The organism is Aeromonas sp. 602200, assembly GCF_049173895.1.
Classification (GTDB): Bacteria; Pseudomonadota; Gammaproteobacteria; order Enterobacterales; family Aeromonadaceae; genus Aeromonas; species Aeromonas veronii_A.
In genome coordinates, this window is record NZ_JAAKSL010000016.1 from 78,269 (window position 1) to 104,374 (window position 26,106).

At 56.8% G+C, this 26,106-nt stretch carries 24 protein-coding genes and 2 tRNA genes; 21 read left to right on the forward strand and 5 right to left on the reverse strand.

The window, feature by feature from the left end:
- Positions 1-32: 32 nt before the first annotated feature.
- From G5221_RS17170 to G5221_RS17180, 3 genes are all read left to right on the forward strand, one after another.
- Positions 33-1,589: an ABC transporter substrate-binding protein gene (locus G5221_RS17170; RefSeq protein WP_164536188.1), complete on the forward strand. Its 1,557-nt coding sequence runs from the start codon at positions 33-35 to the stop codon at positions 1,587-1,589.
- A 99-nt stretch (positions 1,590-1,688) separates the two neighbouring features.
- The gene (locus G5221_RS17175; RefSeq protein ID WP_005343520.1) at positions 1,689-2,663 is read left to right on the forward strand and encodes an ABC transporter permease; all 975 of its coding nucleotides are present in this window, start codon (positions 1,689-1,691) and stop codon (positions 2,661-2,663) included.
- A gap of 4 nt (positions 2,664-2,667) precedes the next feature.
- The gene (locus G5221_RS17180) at positions 2,668-3,609 is read left to right on the forward strand and encodes an ABC transporter permease (RefSeq protein WP_019445927.1); all 942 of its coding nucleotides are present in this window, start codon (positions 2,668-2,670) and stop codon (positions 3,607-3,609) included.
- Positions 3,610-3,818: 209 nt separating this feature from the next.
- Here G5221_RS17180 and dxs read toward each other — a convergent pair whose 3' ends face one another.
- From dxs to xseB, 3 genes are read right to left on the reverse strand one after another with little or no spacing between them, the layout of a single operon-like run.
- The gene (gene dxs, locus G5221_RS17185; RefSeq protein WP_227341279.1) at positions 3,819-5,687 is read right to left on the reverse strand and encodes a 1-deoxy-D-xylulose-5-phosphate synthase; all 1,869 of its coding nucleotides are present in this window, start codon (positions 5,685-5,687) and stop codon (positions 3,819-3,821) included.
- Positions 5,688-5,708: 21 nt separating this feature from the next.
- Entirely contained in the window at positions 5,709-6,599 is an 891-nt protein-coding gene (gene ispA / locus G5221_RS17190) for a (2E,6E)-farnesyl diphosphate synthase (protein ID WP_216951956.1), read from the reverse strand.
- Positions 6,600-6,851 (reverse strand): exodeoxyribonuclease VII small subunit, encoded by a 252-nt coding sequence (xseB, locus tag G5221_RS17195; RefSeq protein ID WP_421263619.1) that lies wholly within the window; start codon positions 6,849-6,851, stop codon positions 6,600-6,602.
- A gap of 210 nt (positions 6,852-7,061) precedes the next feature.
- Here xseB and pomA point away from each other — a divergent pair, with 210 nt between their 5' ends.
- The 3 genes from pomA (at position 7,062) to greA (ending at position 9,354) form a co-directional block, all read left to right on the forward strand.
- Positions 7,062-7,820, forward strand: coding sequence for a flagellar motor protein PomA (pomA, locus tag G5221_RS17200; protein WP_216951954.1), 759 nt, complete (start codon positions 7,062-7,064; stop codon positions 7,818-7,820).
- Between the two features lie 8 nt (positions 7,821-7,828).
- Positions 7,829-8,722 carry a flagellar motor protein MotB gene (locus tag G5221_RS17205; RefSeq protein WP_216951953.1) on the forward strand — a complete coding sequence of 298 codons (894 nt, stop codon included), beginning with the start codon at positions 7,829-7,831 and terminating at the stop codon, positions 8,720-8,722.
- A gap of 155 nt (positions 8,723-8,877) precedes the next feature.
- Positions 8,878-9,354 (forward strand): transcription elongation factor GreA, encoded by a 477-nt coding sequence (gene greA / locus G5221_RS17210; RefSeq protein WP_227341275.1) that lies wholly within the window; start codon positions 8,878-8,880, stop codon positions 9,352-9,354.
- 54 nt (positions 9,355-9,408) lie between these two features.
- Here the strand turns inward: greA and G5221_RS17215 are convergent, their stop codons facing one another.
- Positions 9,409-9,993 carry a PilZ domain-containing protein gene (locus G5221_RS17215; protein WP_227341273.1) on the reverse strand — a complete coding sequence of 195 codons (585 nt, stop codon included), beginning with the start codon at positions 9,991-9,993 and terminating at the stop codon, positions 9,409-9,411.
- Positions 9,994-10,096: 103 nt separating this feature from the next.
- The gene (gene yhbY / locus G5221_RS17220; RefSeq protein ID WP_033114153.1) at positions 10,097-10,393 is read right to left on the reverse strand and encodes a ribosome assembly RNA-binding protein YhbY; all 297 of its coding nucleotides are present in this window, start codon (positions 10,391-10,393) and stop codon (positions 10,097-10,099) included.
- A gap of 97 nt (positions 10,394-10,490) precedes the next feature.
- Here yhbY and rlmE point away from each other — a divergent pair, with 97 nt between their 5' ends.
- From rlmE to pnp, 15 genes are all read left to right on the forward strand, one after another.
- On the forward strand, positions 10,491-11,120 hold the full coding sequence (rlmE, locus tag G5221_RS17225; protein ID WP_216951950.1) for a 23S rRNA (uridine(2552)-2'-O)-methyltransferase RlmE: 630 nt from the start codon (positions 10,491-10,493) through the stop codon (positions 11,118-11,120).
- 45 nt (positions 11,121-11,165) lie between these two features.
- Positions 11,166-13,112: an ATP-dependent zinc metalloprotease FtsH gene (gene ftsH / locus G5221_RS17230; RefSeq protein ID WP_216951949.1), complete on the forward strand. Its 1,947-nt coding sequence runs from the start codon at positions 11,166-11,168 to the stop codon at positions 13,110-13,112.
- Positions 13,113-13,171: 59 nt separating this feature from the next.
- A complete protein-coding gene (folP, locus tag G5221_RS17235) occupies positions 13,172-14,017 on the forward strand; it encodes a dihydropteroate synthase (protein WP_227341270.1) in 846 nt (281 codons plus the stop codon).
- Positions 14,018-14,032: 15 nt separating this feature from the next.
- Entirely contained in the window at positions 14,033-15,367 is a 1,335-nt protein-coding gene (glmM, locus tag G5221_RS17240; RefSeq protein WP_005338823.1) for a phosphoglucosamine mutase, read from the forward strand.
- Positions 15,368-15,498: 131 nt separating this feature from the next.
- A complete protein-coding gene (tpiA, locus tag G5221_RS17245; RefSeq protein WP_216951947.1) occupies positions 15,499-16,263 on the forward strand; it encodes a triose-phosphate isomerase in 765 nt (254 codons plus the stop codon).
- Positions 16,264-16,590, forward strand: coding sequence for a preprotein translocase subunit SecG (gene secG, locus G5221_RS17250; RefSeq protein WP_005338811.1), 327 nt, complete (start codon positions 16,264-16,266; stop codon positions 16,588-16,590).
- Between the two features lie 7 nt (positions 16,591-16,597).
- Positions 16,598-16,682 (forward strand) — tRNA-Leu (locus tag G5221_RS17255).
- Positions 16,683-16,774: 92 nt separating this feature from the next.
- Positions 16,775-16,851: transfer RNA gene (locus G5221_RS17260), tRNA-Met, on the forward strand.
- 166 nt (positions 16,852-17,017) lie between these two features.
- Complete coding sequence (gene rimP, locus G5221_RS17265; RefSeq protein WP_005338809.1) at positions 17,018-17,476, forward strand: ribosome maturation factor RimP; 459 nt, start codon at positions 17,018-17,020, stop codon at positions 17,474-17,476.
- A gap of 14 nt (positions 17,477-17,490) precedes the next feature.
- Complete coding sequence (gene nusA / locus G5221_RS17270) at positions 17,491-18,990, forward strand: transcription termination factor NusA (protein ID WP_216979372.1); 1,500 nt, start codon at positions 17,491-17,493, stop codon at positions 18,988-18,990.
- Positions 18,991-19,014: 24 nt separating this feature from the next.
- Positions 19,015-21,720: a translation initiation factor IF-2 gene (gene infB / locus G5221_RS17275; protein WP_421263620.1), complete on the forward strand. Its 2,706-nt coding sequence runs from the start codon at positions 19,015-19,017 to the stop codon at positions 21,718-21,720.
- Positions 21,721-21,775: 55 nt separating this feature from the next.
- Positions 21,776-22,213: a 30S ribosome-binding factor RbfA gene (rbfA, locus tag G5221_RS17280; RefSeq protein ID WP_236296001.1), complete on the forward strand. Its 438-nt coding sequence runs from the start codon at positions 21,776-21,778 to the stop codon at positions 22,211-22,213.
- Position 22,214: 1 nt separating this feature from the next.
- Positions 22,215-23,165, forward strand: a complete 951-nt coding sequence (gene truB / locus G5221_RS17285) for a tRNA pseudouridine(55) synthase TruB (protein ID WP_245094887.1) — start codon at positions 22,215-22,217, stop codon at positions 23,163-23,165.
- 146 nt (positions 23,166-23,311) lie between these two features.
- On the forward strand, positions 23,312-23,581 hold the full coding sequence (gene rpsO / locus G5221_RS17290; protein WP_216979371.1) for a 30S ribosomal protein S15: 270 nt from the start codon (positions 23,312-23,314) through the stop codon (positions 23,579-23,581).
- A gap of 169 nt (positions 23,582-23,750) precedes the next feature.
- Positions 23,751-25,892, forward strand: a complete 2,142-nt coding sequence (gene pnp, locus G5221_RS17295; RefSeq protein ID WP_216979370.1) for a polyribonucleotide nucleotidyltransferase — start codon at positions 23,751-23,753, stop codon at positions 25,890-25,892.
- The last annotated feature ends 214 nt before the right edge of the window (positions 25,893-26,106 follow it).

Below are 26,106 nucleotides of genomic sequence, written 5' to 3' on the forward strand. Positions count from 1 at the left end.
GTCATAAGAAAGCCAAAAGCATGGAGAACAAGATGAAGAAAGGATTGTCCAAGATTGCCCTGGCGCTGTTTGCCGCCGGTTTCGCCTTCAGTGTCTCAGCCGCTGATATCAAGGTGGGTGTCGCTTCTGACGCCACTTCGCTGGATCCGCAGGAGCAGCTCTCCGGTCAGACCCTGGAGATGTCGCACCTGGTATTCGATCCCCTGATGCGTTACACCCAGGACCTGCAGTTCGAGCCCCGTCTGGCCGAGAAGTATGAGCGTATTGACGACAAGACCGTCCGCTTCCACCTGCGCAAAGGGGTCAAGTTCCACTCCGGTAACGACTTCACCGCTGACGACGTGGTGTGGACCGTCAACCGCCTGAAATCCTCCGTCGACTTCAAGGCGATCTTCGATCCCATCAGCGAAGTGAAGAAGGTCGATGACTACACCGTCGATCTGATTACCGCCAAGCCCTTCCCGCTGGTGCTGCAGACCGTCACCTACATCTTCCCGATGGACTCCAAGTTCTACACCGGCAAGACCGAAGCGGGCAAAGACAAGGCCGAGATCGTCAAGAATGGCGACTCCTTTGCCTCTACCCACGTCTCCGGTACTGGCCCGTTCACCGTCAAGTTCCGCGAGCAGGGTGTGAAGCTCGATTATGCCCGCAACGCCAACTACTGGGACAAGGCCTCCAAGGGTAACGTCGAGAACCTGACCGTGGTGCCGATCAAGGAAGATGCGACCCGTGTTGCAGCCCTGCTGGGTGGCGACGTGGACATGATCTATCCGGTTGCGCCGAACGATCTGGAGCGCGTGAAGAATGGCAAGGACTCCCAGCTGGTTACCCTGTCCGGTACCCGTGCCATCATCATTGAGCTGAACCAGAACACCAATCCGGCGCTGAAAGACAAGCGCGTGCGTCAGGCGATCAACTACGCCATCAACCAGGTGGGTATCGTCGAGAAGATCAACAAGGGCTTCGGTACCCCTGCTGGCCAGTTGAGCCCGAAAGGCTATGCCGGTCACAACGAGGCGCTGGTGCCCCAATATGATCTGGCCAAGGCCAAGGAGCTGATGAAAGAGGCCGGTTACGAGAAAGGCTTCAAGATGACCTTCATTGCCCCCGCGGCCCGCTACGTCAACGACGTCAAGATTGCCCAGGCGGTCTCTGCCATGCTGGCCAAGATCAACATCAAGGTGGATCTGAAGACCATGCCGGTAGCCCAGTACTGGCCCGAGTTTGACAAGTGTGCCGCGGACATGCAGATGATCGGTTGGCACTCCGACACCGAAGATACTGCGAACTTCTTCGAGTTCCTGACCTTCACCAAGGATGCCAAGACCGGTATGGGCCAGTACAACTGCGCCGGTTATGCCAACGCCGAAGCTGACAAGCTGGTGATGGATGCCAACGCCGAGACCGATCCGGCCAAGCGTGCCGAGATGCTGAAGAAGGTCGAGGCCATGGTGATCGAAGATGCTGCCTATGTGCCGTTGCACTGGGAAGATCTGGCCTATGGCGCCAAGAAGAACGTCGATATCAAGCCGGTGGTCAACGTGATGAACTTCCCTTACCTGGGTGACCTGGTGGTCAGCAAGTAAGAGAACGTCGCAAGGAAGGACGGGGCGGGGTGGTCAGCTGGCCACTCCGCCCACTAACAGAAGCCTGTGCCACGACACAGGCCACGTAGAAGGACAAGCATGTTTACATTCCTGCTGAAACGGTTCTATCAGGCCGTGATAGTGATGTTCGTCATCAGCCTGGTCGCCTTCTCCATCCAGGACAACCTGGGTGACCCGTTGCGCGAGCTGGTGGGACAATCCGTCTCCGAAGCCCAGCGTCACGAGTTGCGCGAGAAGATGGGCCTTAACGATCCCTTCCTCATCAAATACAGCCGCTTTTTGAAAAATGCGGTGCATGGGGATTTGGGCACCTCCTATTTCTTCAAGCGACCCGCTCTCGAGGTGATCCTCGACAAGCTGGTGGCTACCCTTGAGCTGGTGTTTGCCGCCGCGCTCATCATCGTGGTGGTCTCCATTCCACTCGGTGTCTATTCGGCGATCCGCCCGCGCAGCATTCCCACCAAGATCATCATGGCGGGGAGCAGTATCGGCATTTCGATCCCGGTGTTCCTGACCGCCATCATGCTGATGTACCTATTCTCCATCCAGCTGGGCTGGCTGCCGGCCTATGGCCGCGGCGAAACCCGCAACCTGCTGGGTTGGGAGTCGGGTTTCTTCACCTGGGATGGCATCAAGCACCTGATCCTGCCTGCTGTGTCCCTCTCCTCCATCATGCTGCCGCTGTTTATCCGGCTGGTGCGCTCCGAGATGCTGGAGCAGCTCTCCTCCGAGTACGTCAAGTTCGCCCGCGCCAAAGGTCTGGATAACAACAAGGTCTACTATCAGCACGCTCTCAAAAACACCATGCTGCCTGTCATTACCGTCGGCGGGGTGCAGATCGGCACCATGGTGGCCTACACCATTCTGACCGAGAGCGTGTTCCAGTGGCCGGGCACCGGCTTCCTGTTCCTTGAGGCGATCCACCGGGTCGATACGCCGCTGATCACCGCCTACGTCATCTTTGTGGGACTGATCTTCGTGGTGACCAATACCCTGGTCGACCTGCTCTACGGGTTGATCAACCCGACCGTTAACCTGACTGCCAAGGGGTAAGCGCATGACTAATGCTGTAACTGCAAGCCCAAGCCGTTGGGCACGATTCAAGAACTCTGACATCGTCTACTACTTCCTGCGGGACAAGGTAGCCATGTTCAGCTTTGCGGTGTTTGTGGTGTTCGTGCTGGCGGCGCTGCTGGCGCCCTGGCTCGCCCCGCACAACGTCTATGACCAGACCAGTTTTGATCTGATGGATGCCGAGTTGCCCCCCTCTTGGCTCGAAGGCGGTGAGGAGCGCTTCTGGCTCGGCACCGACAACCAGGGGCGGGATATCTGGAGCACCATTCTCTATGGCGCCCGTATCTCCCTCACCATCGGCCTGTTTGCGGTGGCGCTGCAGCTGGTGCTTGGTATCGTCATCGGTCTGATTGCTGGTTACTTCGGTGGCCGCATCGACAACCTGCTGATGCGCTTTGCCGATGTGCAGTTGTCGTTCTCCACCATGATGGTGGCGATCATCATCTCCGCCATCTTTCAGGCAACCTTTGGCTCCGAGTTCTACTCGAAGTTCGCCATCATGATGCTGGTGGTGATCATCGGTATCGCCGAGTGGCCGCAGTATGCCCGTACCGTGCGCGCCTCTGTGCTGGCGGAGAAGAAGAAGGAGTATGTGGAAGCAGCCAAGGTGATGGGATTCCGCGCCCCGCGCATCATGTTCCGCCACATTCTGCCCAACTGTTTGTCGCCCATTCTGGTGATCTCCACCGTGCAGGTGGCCAACGCCATCATGAGCGAGGCGGCACTCTCCTTCCTCGGTCTGGGAATGCCGGTTGATCAGCCCTCGCTCGGTTCGCTTATCAGCGTCGGCTTCAACTACATCTTCTCCGGCTCCTGGTGGATCACCGCCTTCCCGGGAATCTGTCTGGTGGTGCTGGTGCTGGTCATCAACCTGCTGGGCGACTGGCTGCGGGATGTGTTTAACCCCAAGATCTACAAAGGTTGATAACCTGCGCAAGAACTTACTGCGAGGCCGTGATCAAGGCTCATGTGCTGCTCGGAATCCTCATGTATTCACATATACTCCGGTTCCTGCGCTGCTCTTTACCTTGTTGACGGACTTCTCGCAACAGTTCTTGAACAGGTTCTAGATTATGAAGAACAAGAAGGGCGCCAGTGAGGCGCCCTTCTTTTGCTTGATAGCTTTAAGCGTTATCAGGCTTTCAGCCAGCTTTCGATACTGCGCTGGATGCCTGCATCGTCCAGACCAAGCAGGGCATAGACCTCCTGCTGGGTACCCTGTTCCACGAAGCGATCCGGCAAGCCGAGGTTGAGTACCGGCTTGCACTGTTTATTGCGCATCAGCAGCTCGTTCACCGCCGAACCGGCGCCGCCCATGATAGCGTTGTCTTCGATGGTGACGAAGTGATCGTGGCTGGCCGCCAGCGACAGCACCAGCGCCTCATCCATCGGTTTGACAAAGCGCATGTCCACCAGGGTGGCATCCAGCGCTTCGGCGGCCGTTTTCGCGTGGTGCAGCAGGGTGCCAAAGGCCAGAATAGCGGTACCCTTGCCCTCTCGCAGGATACGTCCCTTGCCGAGCTCCAGTGCCTGCATCTCTGACGAGATGGGGGAATCGCTCAGACTGCTGCCGCGGGGGTAACGCACGGCGACAGGGCCTTGCTGAAGATAGCCGGTATAGAGCATCTGGCGGCACTCGTTCTCGTCAGATGGCGTCATCACCACCATGTTGGGCACGGTGCGCAGGAAGCTGATGTCGAACGCTCCCTGATGGGTCGGGCCGTCGGCGCCCACCAGACCGGCCCGGTCGATGGCGAATAGCACCGGCAGATCTTGCAGCGCCACGTCGTGGATCACCTGATCGTAGGCGCGCTGCAGAAAGCTCGAATAGATGGCCACCACTGGCTTCTTGTCGGCGATGGCAAGACCGGCAGCGAACGTGACTGCATGTTGCTCGGCAATGGCCACATCGAAGTAGCGATCCGGATACTGCTGGCTGAATTTCACCAGCCCGGAGCCTTCTCGCATGGCAGGGGTGATGCCGACCAGCTTCTCGTCTTTGGCGGCCATGTCGCACAGCCATTGGCCAAAGATGGCGGAGAAGGTTGGTTTGGCGGCGCTCGCTTTCGGCAGGGAACACTCGTCCGGATTGAACTTGGGCACAGCGTGATAACCGATGGGGTCTTTCTCCGCCGGCTCGTAACCCTTGCCCTTCTTGGTCTTGACGTGCAGCAGCTGAGGGCCCTTGAGATTGCGCATGTTGCGCAGGGTCTCGACCAGCGCTTCTATATCGTGACCGTCGATGGGGCCGATATAGTTGAAGCCGAACTCCTCGAACAGGGTGCCGGGCACCACCATCCCCTTGAGGTGCTCTTCGGCCCGCTTGGCCAGCTCCTTGACCGGTGGCAGGCCTGCCAGCACCTTCTTGCCACCTTCGCGGATGGTGGTGTAGAGCTTGCCGGACATGACCCGGGCCAGATGGTTGTTGAGCGCCCCGACATTCTCGGAGATGGACATCTCGTTGTCGTTGAGGATCACCAACATGTCCTTGTGAACATCGCCGGCGTGGTTGAGCGCTTCAAAGGCCATCCCTGCGGTAATGGCACCATCACCGATCACTGCAACGACCTTGCGACCCAGCCCTTCACTCTCGGCGGCGACCGCCATACCGAGCGCCGCACCAATGGAAGTGCTGGAGTGGCCGACGGAGAGCACGTCGTATTCACTCTCGCCACGCCAGGGGAAGGGGTGCAGACCATCCTTCTGCCGGATGGTGTGGATCTGATCACGGCGCCCGGTCAGGATCTTGTGGGGATAGGCCTGATGGCCCACATCCCAGATCAGCCGATCGAACGGGGTGTTGTAGACGTAGTGCAGGGCGACGGTCAGTTCGACCGTGCCGAGACCGGAGGCAAAGTGTCCGCTGGAGCGGCTGACAGAGCGCAGCAGATATTCGCGCAGCTCGTTGCACAGCACCGGCAGCCGATCTTTGGGCAAGGAACGCAGCTCGACCGGAGTGTCCGCGAGGGCCAGGTTGGGGAAATTGCTAATATCAACGCTCATATTGTTACTGTTATCCAGCGTTTAGTGGGTTCGCTCGATGATGTAATCGGCAAACGCTTCCAGAATGTCGGTATTGTAGGGCAAGGATTGCAGGGCTGTTAAGGCTTTCCCATGCAGTTCGCGAGCCAGCTCACGGGCATTTTCGAGTCCGAGCAGGGCCGGATAGGTACTTTTCTCCAGCGCCAGGTCAGAACCTTGCGGCTTGCCCAGGGTGGCGGTATCACCTGTGATGTCGAGGATGTCATCCTGCACCTGAAAGGCGAGGCCAATCGCGGCGGCATAGGTTTGCAGGGCAATCAGGGTTGCGTCATCGACATCGGCTTTGCACAGGGCGCCGAGCGCCACGGCGCACTCAATCAGCGCACCGGTCTTGTGGCGGTGTACCTGCTCCAGTTCGGCAAGCGTGATCTGGCGCCCTTCAGCCTGCAGGTCCAGCGCTTGACCGCCACACATACCCAGATAGCCGGAGGCGCGGGCGAGGGTACTCAGCATCCGCACCCGGTTGGCCATCAAGGAGTCGGGCATGGGGTGATCGGCCAGAATGGAGAACGCCAGGGTCTGCAGCGCATCACCGGCCAGAATGGCGGTGCCCTCATCAAACGCCTTGTGGACGGTTGGTTGGCCGCGACGCAGATCGTCGTCATCCATGGCTGGCAGGTCATCGTGCAGCAGGGAGTAGGCATGGATGCACTCCACGGCAGCCGCAGGGCCGTCCAGCAGGTCGCTCTTTACGCCCAGCATTTCGCCGACCGCGTAGACCAGAAACGGGCGAACCCGCTTGCCGCCCAGCAGCAGGCCATATTTCATGGCATCACGCAGACGAGGCGCCATGGGTGGCAAAGCTTCAAGTTTTGCCAACAGGCAGTCATCAATACGCTGGCGATGCTGACGGGAAAAATGGACCAGTGCCACTCACTCGTCTCCTTGTTCTGGCTGGAAGGGGGGCAGCTGATCACTGCCATCGGCTTGACTGAGCAGGATCTGGATCTTCTGTTCGGCCAGTTCCAGCTTCTGCTGACCGGCCCGCACCAGATGGATTCCCTGCTCGAACTGTTTGAGGGCCTCCTCCAGCGGTAGGGAACCTTGCTCCAGCTGATGAACGATGGTTTCCAGCTCTTCGAGAGTGGCGTCAAAACTCAGACGGTCGATTTTTTTACTGGCCATGTCCATCCTCGGGAATTGAAAAAACGGCTTATATTAACATCGACCGCCCACCGGGGGGAGGCTGAAAAACGCTGCCTCCTCAAACTCTCGATAAACTGGCCGATAATGAACCATGATTCTCAGTGGATGCATGCTTGCCGCTTGGGTCGCAATAGCAGAAAATTCAACAAACTATAATTGGGCATAAGAACCGGTGACAGGAGTAGGGACGTGGATCTAGGCAGTCTGATAGGGATAGTGCTGGGTTTCGGGGTGGTGGTGTACGGCATGCTGCTGGGGGGCCCCATGAGCATGTACGTCGACATGCCATCGGTCTACATCACCGTATTGGGCTCCATCTTCATCGCCATGATGAAGTTCAACCTAGGCCAGTTTCTGATGGCGTTTAAGGTCGCTGGTAAAGCTTTTATGTACAAGGGCGACAAGCTGGAAGACCTCATAGTTAAAGCCGTTGAGCTTGCCGATGCCGCCCGTAAAGGCGGATTTCTGGCGCTTGAAGCGGCCGAGATTCCCAATCCCTTCATGAAAAAAGGGATCGATATGCTGGTGGATGGCCATGATGCCGATGTAGTGCGCGCAGTGATGGAAAAGGATATCGAGTTGACTGCCGAACGTCACGTCATTGCGATCAAGGTGTTCCGTACCCTTGGGGATCTTGGCCCGGCGATGGGGATGATCGGTACGCTGGTGGGTCTGGTGGCCATGTTGGCCAATATGAGCGATCCCAAATCTATCGGTCCTGCCATGGCTGTAGCCCTCTTGACCACTCTGTATGGTGCGATCGAAGCCAACATGCTGGCCATCCCGATAGCCGACAAGCTGGAACTGCGAAGCGGCGAAGAGCGCCTTAGCCGTTCGCTGATCCTCGATGCCATCATGGGGATCCAGGATGGCCAAAACCCGCGGGTGATCCAGTCCATGCTGCAGAACTATCTGAACCAGTCCAAACGCAACAACGGCAGTGAGTAGGGAGCCCTATGTCTGATTGCAAATGCCCGCCTCCCGGCCTGCCCGGTTATATGGGGACCTTCGCCGACCTCATGTCGCTGCTGATGTGCTTTTTCGTGTTGTTGCTCTCCTTTGCCGAGATGGATGTGCAGAAGTTCAAGCAGATTGCGGGGTCCATGGAGAAGGCATTCGGGGTCCAGAATATCCTTGAGGTGAAAGATATTCCGAAGGGAACTTCTGTCATTGCCCAGGAGTTCCGTCCTGGCCGCCCAGAGCCAACCCCGATTGATACCGTGATGCAGCAGACCATGGACATGACCCAGACCGAGCTGGATTTTTTGCCCGGTGAGGCCGAGCAGGCAGGTGGTCAGGACAAGAGTGATGGCAAGCAGACGGGGGGGGACACAGCTCAGGATGCTCAGAAGGCGCAGCAGCAGTCCAATACCCTGGCAAAGGCGCTGGCCGAGCAGATGAAAGATCAGATCCAGGATGGTGCCATCGAAATCGAGGCGTTGGGACAGCAGATTATTATCCGGATCAGGGAAAAAGCCTCCTTCCCGGCTGGCTCGGCGTTTCTGCAACCCCAGTTCTGGCCGGTTATTCGCAAGGTCGCGACCCTGCTCAAGGATGTACCGGGTGAAATCACCATATCCGGTCACACCGACAACGTGGCGACCGAGGACGAGCTGTTTCAGTCCAACTGGGAGCTTTCGTCCCAGCGAGCAGTGGCTGTGGCACACCAGATGATCAAGGTCCCAGGATTTGATCAGGGACGCTTGATCGTGCAGGGGATGGCCGATTCCCAACCATTGGTGCCCAACAATACTCCCGAGAATCGCCGGATGAACCGACGGGTAGAGATCGCTATCATGCAGGGCAAACCGACCATTTCCTCTCCTATTTCGGTACCGGAAGGAAAGTAATATTTCTTGGAGCAACAGATAAAGCGGGATCTGCATCAGGGGGCCGACATGGATTTTGTGTTGGCTTCATATTAAGATGCGCCATCCGAACCGAGTGCTGCGGCGTCCTGACAGATAGCCGCAGCTTCTATTTTCAAGCAACCCAGGTTTCGACTATGAATCATACTCCGATGACTGTTCGCGGCGCTGAGAAGCTGCGCGAAGAGCTCGAATATCTCAAGACCGAGCTTCGTCCCCAGATTATCGAAGCGATTGCTGAAGCCCGTGAGCACGGTGATCTGAAAGAGAATGCCGAATACCATGCCGCCCGTGAGCAGCAGGGGTTCTGTGAAGGCCGCATTCAGGAAATTGAAGCCAAGCTCTCCAATGCGCAGGTGATCGATGTCACCAAGATGACCAACAACGGCCGCGTTATTTTTGGCGCGACAGTGACTCTGCTCAAGAGCGAGACAGAGGAAGAGGTGGTTTACCGCATCGTGGGTGACGATGAGGCTGACATCAAGCAGAACCTTATCTCTGTCAACTCTCCGATTGCCCGCGCTCTGATTGGCAAGGAAGTGGACGATGTGGCGCTCGTCAAGACGCCCGCAGGTGATGTGGAGTACGAAATCCTGGACGTTGCCTACATCTGATGTAGTTAATGCGGGATGAGACGGGGGAGCACTTGCTCCCCTGTTTGTTGCGCTTCAGGCTGGTTGGTAAGCGTCGTTGAAGGTGTCCTGATGGCGCTGAAACAGCCAGTGACGAAGTCGCTCTATGTTTGCCTCGCTCATCTGGAAACTGAGTGCCCAGGTTGCATGGTCTGCATTAGATTTGACCCGTCTCACCAGCCTGGCCTGCAAGGGAAATGGCGCCTCTGTGGCGATCTGCAGAGTTCCCTGCAAGGTAGTATCCGCCATCATATCTGTGGGCAGATCTTCCACGATGAGGCCATTGAGCGAAAGGCTCAGCACTTGGAGTACTCCATGAGCTGTTTGCAGTGTCGCTTTCTGGGCAAGTCTCCAAGCTCTTGGCTGGGCAAACCCCAGCTCCCGGATCACTGGCGCAGCGAGCCGAGGCTCGACAAAGCCATCTTCTCTCTGGATAAAGGTGAGGGGGAATCGCAACTGATGGCCTGCATAGCGGGCTTCCAATACCAGCTGTTCGGCTTTTTGCAGCAAGCCAAGCATGGGGTTGTCGAGATGTCCGCTCAGAAGGTGGGTCGCCTCCGAGCATCCCAGCTCCCGCAACATGGTCAGTTCATCGTCGGTCAGAATAGGATGGTGAGCCATGGCGCGTGTCCGAAACTATTCATCGCAGGTTAAGGGCTTGGCGACTACTGTGGCAAGCGACTCGGGAAGAAGTGAAATAAGGAAAGAGCAATGCTCTTTCCTTTTACTTGCGAGGCAGCTGGATTTTGGGTTCGTTGGCCTGACGATAGATGGTCAGCACATGACCCATGCTCTGTACTTTTACAGAGCCTGTTTCACGGACGATGGCATCCATAACCAGTTGTTTCATCTCGCGATCTTCAGAGGCAACCTTAACCTTGATCAGCTCGTGATGGTTCAGCGCCAGATCGATCTCCGCCAGTACACCTTCGGTCAGACCGTGCTGACCCAGCAGGACGACAGGCTTGAGGCTGTGGGCAAGGCCCTTGAGGTACTGTTTCTGTTTATTGTTGAGAATCATCGCAATTTCTTCATAAGTCAGGGTTGAAAGGGGCGTATTCTACCCCCACTTAGCCCTTAATACTAATAACCCTTGTGGTTTTTTAAAGCCGATTATCATGACCCAGAAAAAACGTTCCGCCAGCTCCACCCGCTGGTTAAAAGAACATTTCGACGATCAATACGTCAAAAAAGCCCAGAAATTGGGGCTGCGTTCCCGTGCTGTTTTCAAGATCGACGAGATCCAGGGCAAAGACCGCCTGTTGAAAAATGGCATGACGGTAGTGGATTTGGGGGCTGCCCCCGGCGGCTGGTCCCAATTCGCGGTCGAGCAGGTTGGCGAATCGGGTCGGGTCATCGCCTGCGATATTCTGCCTATGGATCCCATTGCCGGTGTCGATTTCCTGCAGGGGGACTTTCGGGAGGAAACTGTACTCGGTGCCTTGCTGGAGCGAGTCGGACCCGACAAGGTCGATGTCGTGATGTCCGACATGGCCCCCAACATGAGCGGCACCCAGCAGGTGGATCAGGCTCGTGCCATGTATCTGGTCGAGTTGGCTCTGGACATGTGTCATCAGGTATTGCGCAGTGACGGCAGTTTTGTGGTGAAGGTGTTTCAGGGGGAGGGCTTTGATGCCTATCTGAATGAAATTCGGAAACTTTTCTCCGCCGTTAAAATTCGTAAACCAGACTCATCCCGCGCCAGATCACGGGAAGTCTACATTGTGGCTACCGGTTTTAAACTGTAGTACCCTAACCTTCATCGTTAACTGTCAGTCTGCGAGGTTACTGATTTGAGTGACATGGCGAAAAACTTAATCCTGTGGCTGGTCATCGCCGTCGTATTGATGTCGGTGTTCAATAGCTTCAGCCCCAGCGATACCACCAGTCGCCAGCTGGACTATTCCAGCTTCGTTAAAGAGGTGACCCAAGATCAGATCCGTGAAGTGCGGATGGACGGTAAGGTCATTAATGGCGTCAAGCGTACTGGTGAACGATTCACCACCATCATCCCGGCGCCGGATCCCCAGCTGCTCAACGATATGCTCAATCACAACGTCAAGGTGATGGGCGAGAAGCCGGAAGAGCCGTCTTTGCTGACCTCTATCTTCATCTCCTGGTTCCCGATGTTGCTGCTGATCGGTGTCTGGGTCTTCTTCATGCGTCAGATGCAGGGCGGCGGTGGCAAAGGCGCCATGTCGTTTGGCAAGAGCAAGGCTCGCCTGATGAGTGAAGATCAGATCAAGACTACCTTTGCCGATGTAGCTGGTTGCGATGAAGCCAAGGAAGAGGTGAAGGAGCTGGTCGACTATCTGCGCGACCCGAGCAAATTCCAGAAACTGGGTGGCAAGATCCCGACTGGCGTACTGCTGGTAGGTCCTCCCGGTACCGGTAAAACCCTGCTGGCCAAGGCCATTGCGGGTGAGGCCAAGGTGCCCTTCTTCACCATCTCAGGTTCTGATTTCGTGGAGATGTTCGTGGGTGTCGGTGCCTCCCGGGTACGTGACATGTTCGAGCAGGCCAAGAAATCCTCCCCCTGCATCATCTTCATCGATGAAATTGATGCGGTCGGTCGCCAGCGTGGCGCCGGTCTGGGCGGTGGTCACGATGAGCGTGAGCAGACCCTTAACCAGATGCTGGTCGAGATGGATGGCTTTGAAGGCAATGAAGGGATCATCGTCATCGCTGCCACCAACCGTCCTGATGTACTGGATCCGGCACTACTGCGTCCGGGCCGTTTCGACCGTCAGGTTGTGGTCGGTCTGCCGGATGTCCGTGGTCGCGAGCAGATCCTGAAAGTGCACATGCGCAAAGTTCCGTTGGCGGATGACGTCAATCCGGCGCTGATTGCCCGTGGTACACCCGGTTTCTCCGGTGCGGATTTGGCCAACCTGGTCAACGAAGCTGCCCTCTTCTCTGCTCGCGAAAGCCGCCGAGTGGTCTCCATGGCTGAGTTCGAAAAGGCCAAGGACAAGATCATGATGGGGGCGGAACGTCGCTCCATGGTGATGAAAGAGTCTGAAAAAGAGATGACTGCGTATCATGAAGCCGGTCACGCCATTATTGGTCGCGTGGTTCCGGATCATGATCCCGTTTACAAGGTCTCCATTATTCCGCGTGGCCGTGCGCTGGGTGTGACCATGTACCTGCCTGAGCAGGATCGCTGGAGCCACTCCAAGCAGCATCTGGAGTCGATGATCTCCAGCCTGTATGGCGGTCGTCTGGCGGAAGAGTTGATCTACGGTGCCGAGAAGGTCTCGACCGGCGCGTCCAACGACATCGAGCGAGCTACCGATATCGCACGCAAGATGGTGACCCAGTGGGGTATGTCCGAGCGTCTCGGCCCGATGCTTTATGCGGAAGAAGATGGTGAAGTGTTCCTCGGCCGCAGCATGGCCAAGGCCAAGCACATGTCCGACGACACTGCGCGCATCATCGATGCCGAGGTGAAGCAGGTCATTGATCGCAACTACGACCGCGCCAAGCAGATCCTGCTGGATAACATGGATGTACTGCACAGCATGAAAGATGCGTTGATGAAGTATGAAACCATCGACGCCAAACAGATCGATGATCTGATGGCGCGTCGCGAGGTTCGTGCTCCGAGCAACTGGCATGACGAGCACGGTGATACCCCGCAAGGCGGTTCCACCGTGGCTGCCGAGGCCAAGCCGGCCGATGAGGCTGCACCGGTGGCGGATGTCACTATCGACAAAGCCAACGACGCGCCGGCCAAATAATCGTGACTCTCCAAACCCCGGGCTTGCCCGGGGTTTTTCTTTATCAGATGGACATGAAAATGCAGTTAACCAGCAAGGGGCTCAGCCTCTCCCTCGATCGTCCCCATGTGATGGGGATCCTCAATGTGACGCCCGACTCCTTCTCCGATGGCGGTAATTTCAACCAGTTTGAACGGGCAATGGCCCATGCGCGCCAGATGGTCTCTGACGGTGCGACCCTCATCGACATCGGTGGCGAGTCAACCCGCCCTGGTGCGCCCGATGTGAGCGAGCAGGAGGAGCTGGACAGGGTCATTCCTGTCGTGGAGCAGATGGCCCGTGAGCTGGATGTGATGATCTCCCTCGATACCTCCAAAGCGGCTGTGATGCGGGAGGGTTGCAAGGTGGGTGCCCATCTGATCAACGATGTGCGGGCACTGCAAGAACCTGGAGCACTGCAAGCCGCGGCCGAAGCTCGGGTTCCGGTCTGTCTGATGCATATGCAGGGGCAGCCGAGAACCATGCAGGTCGAGCCGCACTATGAGGACCTGATCGGGGAGGTTCGCGCCTTCTTTGATGAGCGTATTGCGGCTTGTCTGGCGGTCGGGATCCGTCGTGAAGAGCTGTTGCTGGATCCTGGATATGGCTTTGGCAAGACCCTTGCACACAACTATCAGCTGTTGGCGGCTCAAAAGGAACTGCTTGAATATGGCTTGCCGCTATTGGTGGGGATGTCGCGAAAGTCTATGATAGGCAACCTGCTGGGCCGTCCGGTGGATGAGCGTCTGGCGGGCAGTCTGGCATGCGCCCTTATCGGCATGCAGCATGGAGCCCGAATCATCAGGGTTCACGATGTACGGGAGACCATGGACGCATTGCGCGTCGGTTGGCTGGCAATGACGGGACAAGATTTTATTTCCAAATAATAAAGAGAACAGACAATGGCAAGAAAGTATTTCGGTACCGATGGTGTGCGCGGCAAGGTTGGCGAATACCCGATCACCCCTGATTTTGTGATGAAATTGGGTTGGGCTGCCGGCAAGGTGCTCTCCAAGAAGGGCACCAAAAAGGTGCTGATTGGCAAAGATACCCGCATCTCCGGTTACATGCTGGAATCCGCGCTGGAAGCGGGGCTCTCTGCGGCAGGCCTCAAGGCCATTCTGATGGGGCCCATGCCCACGCCGGCGGTTGCCTACCTGACTCGCACTTTCCGTGCCGAAGCTGGCATCGTCATCAGCGCTTCCCACAACCCCTTCTACGACAACGGCATCAAGTTCTTCTCCGCCGATGGCACCAAGCTGCCCGATGATGTCGAGCTGGCTATCGAAGCCGAGCTGGATCACGAGCTCAAGTGTGTCGAGTCTGCCGAACTTGGCAAAGCGGTCCGCATTGATGATGCCGCCGGTCGCTATATCGAATTCTGCAAGAGCACCTTCCCCTCCCACATGAATCTGGATGGGGTGAAAATGGTGGTCGACTGTGGCCATGGCGCCACTTACCACATTGCGCCGTCGGTTTTCCGCGAGCTGGGCGCCGAAGTGATCACCATGGGCTGTGCTCCGGATGGCCTCAATATCAACGATGGTGTCGGTTCGACTGCACCTGACGCTCTGGTTGCCAAGGTGCTGGAGTGCAAGGCCGATCTGGGGGTTGCCTTTGATGGTGATGGTGATCGTCTGATCATGGTTGACCATACCGGCTATCTCATCGACGGTGATGAAGTGCTCTATATCATCGCGCGCGATGCCCTGCGCAATGGTCGCCTCAAAGGCGGTGTCGTCGGCACCCTAATGGCCAACATGGGTCTGGAGCTGGCGCTGCAAACCCTGGGTATTCCGTTTGCCCGTGCCAAGGTGGGTGACCGCTATGTGCTGGAGATGATGGAAGAGAAGGGCTGGCGCATCGGTGGCGAGAACTCCGGCCACATCATCTGTCTGGATCAAACCACTACGGGTGATGGCATCGTAGCCGCCTTGCAGGTGCTTACCGCTATGCGCAGTGCCGAGATGCCGCTGGCCAAGCTGCGCTCCGGCATGAGCAAGTTCCCGCAGGTTCTGGTGAATGTTCGCTTTGCCGAAGGCAAGGATCCGCTGGCCGCGGATGCTGTCATGGCTGAGGTTGCCAAGGTGGAACAGGAGCTGGCTGGCCGTGGTCGCGTACTGTTGCGTAAATCCGGTACCGAACCACTGATCCGGGTCATGGTCGAAGGGGAGCATGAACAGCAGGTGCGTGACATGGCTCAGCGCATCGCCAAGCAGGTTGAATCGGCGTTTTAATGAACAACCAGGGCGGCTTTTTAGCCGCCCTGGTTGTATCTTGTTCAAACGATTCAAAAATTTAAAAATAGCACTTGTCAGCTGAGCATCCTCTGGATATTATCAGCCCCGCTTTCGCAAGGGAGTTGCCGATGGGACATCGCAAGCCGTTTGTAGCAGCCAACTGGAAGTTGCACGGTAGTAGGTCGCAGTTAGAGCAGTTTACGAGTCAGTGCCTAAACGGCGTTGACGGAAAAGTAGATGTGGTTCTCTGTCCTTCCCATGTGCATCTCGATTTTAGCGCTTCACTGCTCAATGAGCAGAAAGTAATAAAGTTGGGGGCTCAGAATGTGAGTCAGCACACGACTGGCGCTTACACTGGAGAAATCTCGTGTCAGATGCTGGTTGAGGCAGGGTGTCGTTACGTATTGGTAGGGCACTCCGAGCGCAGGCGTCTCTTTGGTGAGACCAGTTTTATCGTCGCAGAGAAGTTTGCGGCAGCCAGAGCGGCAGGCTTGATTCCCATCCTCTGTTTAGGTGAATCAGGTGCGGCGAGGCAGGCGAGAAGAGCCTTCGAGGTGATCGCTGAAGAGCTGGATATCGTCATAGAGAAAAATGGCGCGATGGCTTTCGATAATGCTATCATCGCCTACGAGCCGATTTGGGCTGTAGGTACAGGTAAATGCGCCACACCCGAGCAGGCACAAGAGGTTCATTCCTTTATACGTGGTCGCTTGGCGGAGGATACTCCGGTAATAGGTGAGAAAGTCAGAATCATCTATGGTGGGAGCGTAACGCCGAGCAACGCGAGAGATTTGTTTGCACAGCCCGACATTGATGGCGGACTGATTGGCGGAGCAAGCCTCGATAGCGATGCGTTTTTAGGAATTGTTGAAGCGGCAAAGGGTGCAAGTTAAATGTACGAGATTCTTTTAGTCGTTTATCTGCTGGTTTCACTGGCTCTGATTGGTCTGGTGATGATTCAGCAAGGTAAAGGGGCTGATATGGGCGCCTCCTTCGGCGCAGGGGCATCGAACACAGTATTCGGCTCCGGTGGTTCAGGCAGTTTCCTGACCCGAACAACAGCAATTTTGGCTACTCTGTTTTTCGTTATCAGCCTGGTGCTCGGATCTATGTCCAGCAACAAGGTAAAGCAGGGTAGTGAATGGGAAAATCTGCAACAAACCCAACAGGTTGAGCAGACCAAAGCGCCAGTGAAGAAAGATACTGACGTTCCCGAGTAAGAGTTTTGCCGTGGTGGTGGAATTGGTAGACACGCTATCTTGAGGGGGTAGTGCTCTAGGGTGTGCGGGTTCGAGTCCCGCCCACGGCACCAATTAAGCAGTGAGCTCGGGAAACCGAGTGTATTATAGCCAGTCAGTCTTGTGTCGAGAGAGTGAAGTGGCTATAATCTCGCACGATTTCGGACGCGGGGTGGAGCAGCATGGTAGCTCGTCGGGCTCATAACCCGAAGGTCGTCGGTTCAAATCCGGCCCCCGCAACCAAATTTCACGCATTTCCTACGCTCAGGAAGGCGGTCGCTGCGAGGCGACAATCAGGGTAAAGCGCCAAGCCCCGATTTGACATCGGGGCTTTTTGTTATGTGCAATTTACTCTGAATCGATATCTATCTGGGCTTTATGCCCTTTTTTTGTTTTTCGGAGGGTGACTTTGGCTACGTTGGAACAACGTTTGACCGATCTGCTCGAGGCTCCGGTCGTTGCCTTGGGTTTTGAACTTTGGGGTATTGAGTTTATCCGCGCGGGTAAACACTCCACCTTGCGTGTCTATATTGACGGCGAGCAGGGTGTGACTGTCGAGAACTGTGCTGAGGTCAGCCATCAGGTTGGCGCCATCATGGACGTCGAAGATCCCATCACCGAGGAGTACTACCTCGAGGTATCCTCCCCAGGCCTGGATCGTCCCCTGTTCAAGGTTGCCCATTTCGAAAAATACGTTGGCCAAGAGGCGGCGGTAACGCTTCGGATGGCAACAAACAACCGCCGCAAGTTCAAAGGCGTAATCAAAGCTGTGCAAGGCGACATGATCACCCTGACAGTAGATGGTAAGGACGACGTGTTGGCTTTCACCAATATCCAAAAAGCGAACATAGTGCCGAACTTTGGTTAACGAGGCTATCGGATATGAATAAAGAGATTTTGCTGGTCGTTGACGCAGTATCCAACGAGAAAGCGGTACCCCGCGAGAAGATCTTCCAGGCTCTGGAAACCGCGCTGGCGACTGCGACCAAGAAGAAATATGAAGGCGAGATTGAAGTTCGGGTCGAAATCGATCGCAAGACTGGTGACTACGACACCTATCGTCGCTGGCTGGTAATCGCAGATCAAGCCGCGATGGAGAACCCTTACGCCGAGATTACCCTGGAAGCTGCTCAGATTGATCAGCCGGATATCCAGGTCGGTGAATATGTTGAAGACCAGATTGATTCTGTCACCTTCGACCGTATCACTACCCAGACCGCCAAGCAGGTTATCGTGCAAAAAGTGCGCGAAGCCGAGCGTTCACAAGTAGTTGATCAGTTTAAAGATAAAGAAGGCACCATCATCAGTGGTGTGGTCAAGAAGAGCAACCGCGACAACGTCATCCTGGATCTGGGCAGCAATGCTGAAGCCGTGATCTTCCGTGATGACATGCTGCCGCGTGAAACCTTCCGCCCGGGCGACCGTGTCCGTGGCCTGCTCTATGCAGTGCGTCCGGAAGCCCGTGGTTCCCAGCTGTTTGTCAGCCGTTCCAGCCCGGACTTCCTGAAAGAGCTGTTCCGTATCGAAGTACCGGAGATCGGTGAAGAGATGATCGAAATCATGGGCGCTGCCCGTGATCCGGGTTCCCGCGCCAAGATCGCGGTGAAGACCAACGATCGTCGTATCGACCCGATCGGTGCCTGTATCGGTATGCGTGGTGCCCGTGTGCAAGCTGTCTCCGCAGAGCTGAGCGGTGAGCGCGCCGATATCGTGCTGTACGATGACAACCCGGCCCAGTACGTGATCAATGCCATGGCTCCTGCCGATGTGGCCTCCATCATCGTTGATGAAGACAACCACACCATGGATATCGCCGTGGAAGCTGCCAACCTGGCTCAGGCCATCGGTCGCAATGGTCAGAACGTGCGTCTGGCCTCCCAGCTGACCGGTTGGGAGCTGAACGTGATGACCGTCGAGGACATGCGTGCCAAGCACCAGGCCGAGAACGACCGCATCATGAACCTGTTCACCAGCACCCTGGATATCGATGACGATTTTGCCGGTCTGCTGATGGAAGAGGGCTTCTCGACTCTGGAAGAGATCGCCTTCGTGCCGGTTAACGAGTTGCTGGCTATCGACGGTCTGGATGAAGACATGGTCGAAGAGCTGCGCAAGCGTGCCAAAGATGCCCTGACTACCCAGGCGCTGGCCAAAGAGGAGTCTTTTGATGGCGTCGAGCCGTCCGAAGAGCTGCTCAATCTGAACGGTCTGAGTCGTGAACTGGCATACGCTCTGGCGGGCCGCGGCGTGGGTACCCTGGAAGATTTGGCTGAGCAAGGTATCGATGACCTTGCTGGTATTGAAGGGCTGACTGCCGAGAAGGCGGGTGAGCTCATTATGGCTGCTCGCAATATCTGTTGGTTCGGAGAAGAGCAGTCTTAAGTAAGATCAAACGGAGGAAAATGAATGGCAGAAGTATCAGTCAAACAACTTGCCACTGACATCGACACACCGGTTGATCGTCTTCTCCAGCAGTTTGTCGATGCCGGTATCAGCAAGAGCAAGGCCGACGACATGGTCAGCGAGTCTGAAAAGCAGACTCTGCTGGCACACCTGAAGAAACAGCATGGAGGTGACGAGGTCGCCGCTCCTGCCCGCATGACTTTGCAGCGCAAGACCAAGAGCACCATCAGTGTTCAGGGAACCGGCGGCAAGAACAAAGAAGTGCAGGTGGAAGTTCGCAAATCTCGCACCTATGTAAGACGCTCGGCGCTGGAAGAAGAACAGCGTCAGGCGGAAGCCGAGGAAAAAGCGCGTTTGGAAGCAGAAGAAAAAGCTCGTCGCGAAGCCGAAGAGAAGGCTCGCCTCGAAGCTGAAGAGAAGGCTCGCCGTGAGGCTGAGCAGGCTCGTCGTGAAGCTGAGGAAAAGGCGCGGATCGAGGCACAACAAAAGGCTCGACAGGCTCAACAGCCCGCCAAAGCAGCCAGTAGCACAGCTCAGCAAGAGGCAGAAAAGATGGCCAAGCGCGAAGCAGAAGAACTGAAGCGCCAACAGGAACAGACAGCTTTGAAAAAAGCTGAAGAACTCGCCGCGAAGAAAGCCGAAGAGGCTCGCATCATGGCGGAACAGAACGCAGCCCGCTGGGCTGAAGAAGAAGCTGCTCGTGCCAAAGAGAGCAGCGATTATCACCTGACAACCAACAAGCATGCGCAAGCTGCAGAAGACGAGCTGGATCGCAAAGAAGAGACCAGCCGTCGTACTGCCGCTGCCGCTGTCAAGGCCCCGAAAAAGGCGGGTCGTCGCGATGATGATCGCAATGATCGCAACTCCCGTGATCCGCGTGCCCGTAAAGGCAAACGTGGCAAGGTCGCTACCCCGAACGCCATGAAGCATGGCTTCAACAAGCCGGCTGCCGTGGTGAACCGCGACGTTGTCATCGGTGAGACCATCACCGTGGCCGAGCTGGCCAACAAGATGGCCGTCAAGGGCGTTGAAGTCATCAAGGCGATGATGAAGATGGGGGCCATGGCCACTATCAACCAGGTGATCGACCAGGAGACCGCTCAGCTGGTCGCCGAGGAGATGGGTCACAAGGTTGTGCTGCGTCGTGAGAATGAGCTGGAAGAGGCGGTACTGTCCGATCGTGACGAGACCTCCGAAGCCAAGCCGCGCGCACCTGTCGTTACCATCATGGGTCACGTTGACCACGGTAAGACCTCGCTGCTCGACTACATTCGTAAAGCCAAGGTTGCTGCTGGCGAAGCCGGTGGTATTACCCAGCATATCGGTGCTTACCACGTCCAGACCGGCAGTGGCATGATCACCTTCCTGGATACCCCGGGTCACGCGGCGTTTACCTCCATGCGTGCTCGTGGTGCCAAGGCGACCGACATCGTTGTTCTGGTCGTTGCTGCTGACGACGGCGTGATGCCGCAAACCATCGAAGCTATCCAGCACGCCAAGGCTGCCGGTGTGCCGCTGGTTGTGGCAGTCAACAAGATCGACAAGCCGGAAGCGGATCCGGATCGCGTCAAGACCGAGTTGGCTCGTTACAACGTCATGTCCGAGGATTGGGGTGGAGACTGCCAGTTCGTGCACGTATCTGCCAAGTCCGGTCAGGGTATCGACGATCTGCTGGAAGCCATCCTGATCCAGGCTGAAGTACTGGAGCTGAAAGCGGTGGTTGACGGTATGGCCAACGGCGTCGTGATCGAATCCTTCCTGGATAAAGGTCGTGGTCCGGTTGCTACCGTACTGGTACAAGAGGGTACTCTGCGTCAGGGCGACATCGTTCTGTGTGGTCTCGAGTACGGCCGTGTTCGCGCCATGCGTGACGAACTGGGTCGCGAGATCAAGGAAGCGGGTCCGTCCCTGCCGGTGGAAATCCTGGGTCTCTCCGGCGTTCCCTCTGCCGGTGACGAAGCCACCGTTGTCCGTGACGAGAAGAAAGCCCGTGAAGTGGCGCTCTACCGTCAAGGCAAGTTCCGCGAAGTCAAGCTGGCTCGCCAGCAGAAGGCCAAGCTGGAAAACATGTTCGCTAACATGACCGAGGGCGAAGTGTCCGAAGTGAACGTGGTGATCAAGGCCGACGTACAAGGTTCTGTGGAAGCGATCTGCGATGCGCTGGTCAAACTCTCCACCGACGAAGTGAAGGTGAAGATCGTGGGTTCCGGCGTAGGTGGTATCACCGAAACCGACGCGACCCTGGCTGCCGCTTCCAGCGCCATCCTGGTTGGTTTCAACGTCCGTGCCGACGCGTCTGCGCGCAAGGTTATCGAATCCGAGAGCCTGGATCTGCGTTACTACTCCGTCATCTATGACCTGATCGACGAAGTGAAGCAGGCCATGAGCGGCAAGCTGGCCCCAGAGTATCGTCAGGAAATCATCGGTCTGGCTGAAGTGCGTAGCGTCTTCAAGTCTCCGAAGTTCGGCGCCGTTGCCGGCTGTATGGTTACCGAAGGTGTGGTCAAGCGTTCCAACCGTATCCGCGTTCTGCGTGACAACGTGGTTATCTATGAAGGCGAGCTGGAATCCCTGCGCCGCTTCAAGGATGACGTCAACGAAGTTCGCAACGGCTACGAGTGTGGTATCGCGGTCAAGAACTACAACGACGTGCGCGAAGGCGACCAGATCGAAGTTTACGAGACTGTTGAAATCCAACGGACTCTGTAAGCCGAGAGTTAGACAAAATAGGGGGCCGCGGCCCCCTTTTATCGCAGGATAGAATATGGCCAGAGAATTCAGCCGGACCCGTCGGGTCGGACAGCAGATCCAGCGTGAAATCGCGCTGATCCTGCAGCGCGAGGTGAAAGACCCGCGCATCGGCATGGTGACCGTTTCCGATGTGGAAGTGTCCCGTGACCTCAACTATGCCAAAATTTACGTCACCTTCTTGCAGCTGGAAAATGATGCCGAGCGCATCAAGGAAGGCTTGCAGGGTCTGACCGAAGCAGCCGGATATATCCGTAGTCTGCTGGGCAGTGCCATGCGTCTGCGCGTGGTGCCCGAGCTGCGTTTCTACTACGACCAGACCCTGGTCGAGGGGATGCGTCTCTCCAACCTGGTGACCAAGACTGTGCGTGAAGACAAGCGCCGCATGGCCGAATCCGGCCGTGACGAAGAAGCTGAATCCGCACCGGATGACACGACTGAGGATAAAGCCTGAGATGACCCGAAGACGTCGTTTCAAGGGCCGTGATGTGCACGGCATTCTGCTGCTGGACAAGCCGACCGGCCTGACCTCCAACGATGTGTTGCAGAAGGTCAAGCGGATTTACAACGCTGCCAAGGCCGGTCATACCGGGGCGCTGGATCCGCTGGCGACCGGCATGCTGCCGATTTGCCTCGGTGAGGCCACCAAGTTCTCCCAGTATCTGCTGGAAGCGGACAAGCGCTATGAGGTGACCGCCAAACTGGGCGAGCGCACCAACACCAGCGACTCTGATGGTGAGGTGGTCTCCACCCGTCCGGTGAACGTGGCTGTCGGTACCCTGATCGAGGCGCTGGACCAGTTCCGCGGCCCCATCATGCAGGTGCCCTCCATGTACTCCGCGCTCAAGCACAACGGCCGCCCGCTCTACGAATATGCCCGCGAAGGCATCGAGATCGAGCGTGAAGCCCGTCCCATCACCGTATTCGAGCTCAAACTGCTGAGCTTCGAAGGTGATGAAGTGCGCCTTGAAGTGCACTGCAGCAAAGGCACCTACATCCGCTCTCTGGTGGATGATCTGGGTGAAGTGCTTGGCTGTGGTGCCCACGTGACTCAGTTGCGCCGTACCCAGGTGGCCAGCTATCCGTATGAACGGATGCTGACTCTGGAGCAACTCGAGTGCATCTTCGAGCAGGCCAAGGCCGAGAGTATCCCGCCGCGCGAGCAGCTGGATCCGCTGTTGCTGCCGATGGACACCGCCGTGGCAAGCTTGCCCGAGGTGAACATGCTGGCTGTTGTGGCTGCCTATGTGAATCAGGGCCAGGCCGTGCAGGTGGCGGGTGCGCCGCACAGCGGTCAGGTTCGTATGACGGTCGGCCCGGAGCGCGAGTTCATCGGGGTTGGCGAGATTGATGACGATGGCCGCGTCGCCCCCAAGCGACTGGTACGTTATCACGACGAGGAGTGATCCTCAGGCGGTATCGGCGTGCTCTTTCCCTCTCTCGCTTCTTTCTCGTTGCGAAAATGGGCAGGGACGATTATCATACCGCCCTCATTTCACGGCTGAATTAGAGATTGGCTGTGAACCTTTAAACACTCTACTGGAGTAATACCATGTCTCTAAATGCTGAGATCAAAGCTCAAATCGTTGCCGAGCACGCTCGTGGCGCCAACGACACCGGTTCCCCCGAAGTGCAAGTTGCCCTGCTGACTGCCCAGATCAACCATCTGCAAGGTCACTTCAAAGAGCACTCCAAGGACCACCACGGTCGTCGCGGTCTGCTGCGCATGGTTTCCCAGCGTCGTAAGCTGCTGGACTACCTGAAGCGTAAAGATTCCGAGCGTTATGCTGCTCTGATCGCCAAGCTGGGTCTGCGTCGTTAATCGACCATCAGATTTCGCGAAAAGGGGAACCTCCGGGTTCCCCTTTTTTATTGCTCTTTAGCGGCTTGTTGCCATCCTCACAGAATTCGCGTCGCCGCTTACCTTTTGCATCGAATCAAGTATACTTGTGCGCGAATTTAAAGAGCCAAATTGTAAAAAGGAAATTCACGTGAATCCTATTGTTAAGTCATTCCAGTACGGTCAACACACCGTCACACTGGAAACCGGTGTGATGGCCCGTCAAGCCACTGCGGCCGTTATGGTCAGCATGGACGATACCTGTGTATTTGTGACCGTCGTAGGCAAGAAAGAGGCCGATCACGGCCGTGATTTCTTCCCGCTGACCGTCAACTACCAGGAGCGTACCTATGCTGCTGGTCGTATCCCGGGTGGTTTCTTCCGTCGTGAAGGCCGTCCGAGCGAAGGCGAGACCCTCATCTCCCGTCTGATCGACCGTCCAATTCGTCCGTTGTTCCCGGAAGGCTTCTTCAATGAGGTTCAGGTGGTTGCCACCGTCATGTCCGTGAATCCGGCAGTCTCCCCCGATATCGTTGCCATGATCGGCGCCTCTGCTGCGCTGGCCATCTCCGGCATTCCGTTTGGCGGCCCGATCGGTGCTGCTCGCGTGGGTTACATGAACGGTCAGTATGTGCTGAACCCGACCACCACCGAACTGCCACAGAGCGATCTGGATCTGGTTGTTGCCGGTACTGCCAACGCCGTACTGATGGTTGAGTCCGAAGCGGCCATCCTCTCCGAAGAGGTGATGCTGGGCGCCGTGGTATACGGTCACGAGCAGATGCAGACCGTTATCAACGCCATCAACGAATTTGCCGCTGCCGTCGGCACCAAGCCGTGGGACTGGACTCCGCCTGTCGTCAACGAAGCGCTGAAAGCCAAGGTTGCCGAGCTGGCGAGCGCCGAGCTGGGTGAAGCCTACCGCATCACCGAGAAGGCTGTTCGTTACGAAACCATCGCGGCCATCAAGGGTCGTGTGGTTGAGCAAGTTATCGCTTCCGGCGTGGAAGAAGATGCCAAGAAGATCGGCGAAGAGTTCCACAGCCTGGAAAGCCGCATCGTTCGTGGCCGCGTAGTGCGTGGTGAGCCGCGTATCGATGGTCGCGATCCGGAAATGATCCGTGCCCTGTCTGTCGCTACCGGCGTATTGCCCCGTGCTCACGGTTCTGCCCTGTTCACTCGTGGTGAAACCCAGGCTATGGTCGTTGCGACCCTGGGTACCGAGCGTGACGCCCAGAACATCGACGAGCTGACCGGCAACCGTGCCGATCGCTTCATGCTACACTACAACTTCCCGCCATACTGTGTCGGTGAGACCGGCATGATGGGTAGCCCGAAGCGTCGTGAAATCGGTCACGGCCGTCTGGCCAAGCGCGGCGTTGCTGCCGTGATGCCGAGCGCCGCCGAGTTCCCGTACGTGGTGCGCGTGGTCTCCGAAATTACCGAATCCAACGGTTCCTCCTCCATGGCGTCTGTCTGTGGTTCCTCTCTGGCGCTGATGGATGCCGGTGTGCCGATCAAGGCCTCCGTTGCCGGTATCGCCATGGGTCTGGTGAAGGAAGAAGAAGGTTTCGTCGTGCTGTCCGACATTTTGGGTGACGAAGATCACCTGGGCGACATGGACTTCAAAGTAGCCGGTACCACCGAAGGTGTGACCGCGCTGCAGATGGACATCAAGATCGAAGGCATCACCAAAGAGATCATGGAGATTGCGCTGAAGCAAGCTCGTGGCGCTCGTCTGCACATCCTGAAAGTGATGGACGAAGCTATCCAGGCTCCCCGTGCCCAGATCTCCGATTTCGCACCGCGTATCCACACCATCAAGATCAATCCTGAGAAGATCAAGGACGTGATCGGTAAGGGTGGTTCCGTGATCCGTGCGCTGACCGAAGAGACCGGCACCAACATCGAGCTGGATGATGACGGTACTGTACGTATCTCCGCCGTGGCCAACGAAGCCGCCATGGAAGCGATCCGTCGCATCGAGGCTATCACCGCCGAGATCGAAGTGAACCGCATCTATGAAGGTAAAGTTGTCCGTCTGGCCGATTTTGGTGCATTCGTCAACATTCTGCCGGGCAAAGATGGTCTGGTACACATCTCCCAGATCACCGACGCTCGCGTGCAGAACGTGGCTGACCATCTGACCATCGGTGACGTGGTCAAGGTGAAGGTACTGGAAGTGGACCGTCAGGGCCGCGTACGTCTCTCCATCAAGGAAGCGAACGCTCCGACTGATGCAGCCCCGGCTGCTGATGCTCCGGTTGCTGCCGAAGCGCCTGCCGCAGAGTAATCTGTCCTCCTGAACCGGGTTCTCCGGTTGCAGTAAAAAGTCCGGCGCCCTTTGGGGCGCCGGACTTTTTTATGCGCTCAGACTCATCACGCCGAAGTTGGCTCTTTGCTCAGGATGTGGTGGGCATTGCCGGAGCCTCAAGAGGTCAGGTTAGAAAAGTATCGCGAAGGGGGAGGGAGAACGGGGTGGGAGAAAGGAGCCTGAGGATTCAGGC

Excerpts from the sequence above, each read along its gene's own strand:
- truB (WP_245094887.1), top strand. The coding sequence starts at position 22,215 with ATGACCCGAAGACGTCGTTTCAAGGGCCGTGATGTGCACGGCATTCTG.
- G5221_RS17215 (WP_227341273.1), bottom strand. The coding sequence starts at position 9,993 with ATGGCTCACCATCCTATTCTGACCGACGATGAACTGACCATGTTGCGG.
- rlmE (WP_216951950.1), top strand. The coding sequence starts at position 10,491 with ATGACCCAGAAAAAACGTTCCGCCAGCTCCACCCGCTGGTTAAAAGAA.
- rpsO (WP_216979371.1), top strand. The coding sequence starts at position 23,312 with ATGTCTCTAAATGCTGAGATCAAAGCTCAAATCGTTGCCGAGCACGCT.
- secG (WP_005338811.1), top strand. The coding sequence starts at position 16,264 with ATGTACGAGATTCTTTTAGTCGTTTATCTGCTGGTTTCACTGGCTCTG.
- nusA (WP_216979372.1), top strand. The coding sequence starts at position 17,491 with ATGAATAAAGAGATTTTGCTGGTCGTTGACGCAGTATCCAACGAGAAA.
- G5221_RS17180 (WP_019445927.1), top strand. The coding sequence starts at position 2,668 with ATGACTAATGCTGTAACTGCAAGCCCAAGCCGTTGGGCACGATTCAAG.
- greA (WP_227341275.1), top strand. The coding sequence starts at position 8,878 with ATGAATCATACTCCGATGACTGTTCGCGGCGCTGAGAAGCTGCGCGAA.
- tpiA (WP_216951947.1), top strand. The coding sequence starts at position 15,499 with ATGGGACATCGCAAGCCGTTTGTAGCAGCCAACTGGAAGTTGCACGGT.
- glmM (WP_005338823.1), top strand. The coding sequence starts at position 14,033 with ATGGCAAGAAAGTATTTCGGTACCGATGGTGTGCGCGGCAAGGTTGGC.
- G5221_RS17205 (WP_216951953.1), top strand. The coding sequence starts at position 7,829 with ATGTCTGATTGCAAATGCCCGCCTCCCGGCCTGCCCGGTTATATGGGG.
- infB (WP_421263620.1), top strand. The coding sequence starts at position 19,015 with ATGGCAGAAGTATCAGTCAAACAACTTGCCACTGACATCGACACACCG.
- dxs (WP_227341279.1), bottom strand. The coding sequence starts at position 5,687 with ATGAGCGTTGATATTAGCAATTTCCCCAACCTGGCCCTCGCGGACACT.
- rbfA (WP_236296001.1), top strand. The coding sequence starts at position 21,776 with ATGGCCAGAGAATTCAGCCGGACCCGTCGGGTCGGACAGCAGATCCAG.
- G5221_RS17175 (WP_005343520.1), top strand. The coding sequence starts at position 1,689 with ATGTTTACATTCCTGCTGAAACGGTTCTATCAGGCCGTGATAGTGATG.
- folP (WP_227341270.1), top strand. The coding sequence starts at position 13,172 with ATGCAGTTAACCAGCAAGGGGCTCAGCCTCTCCCTCGATCGTCCCCAT.
- yhbY (WP_033114153.1), bottom strand. The coding sequence starts at position 10,393 with ATGATTCTCAACAATAAACAGAAACAGTACCTCAAGGGCCTTGCCCAC.
- xseB (WP_421263619.1), bottom strand. The coding sequence starts at position 6,851 with ATGGCCAGTAAAAAAATCGACCGTCTGAGTTTTGACGCCACTCTCGAA.
- G5221_RS17170 (WP_164536188.1), top strand. The coding sequence starts at position 33 with ATGAAGAAAGGATTGTCCAAGATTGCCCTGGCGCTGTTTGCCGCCGGT.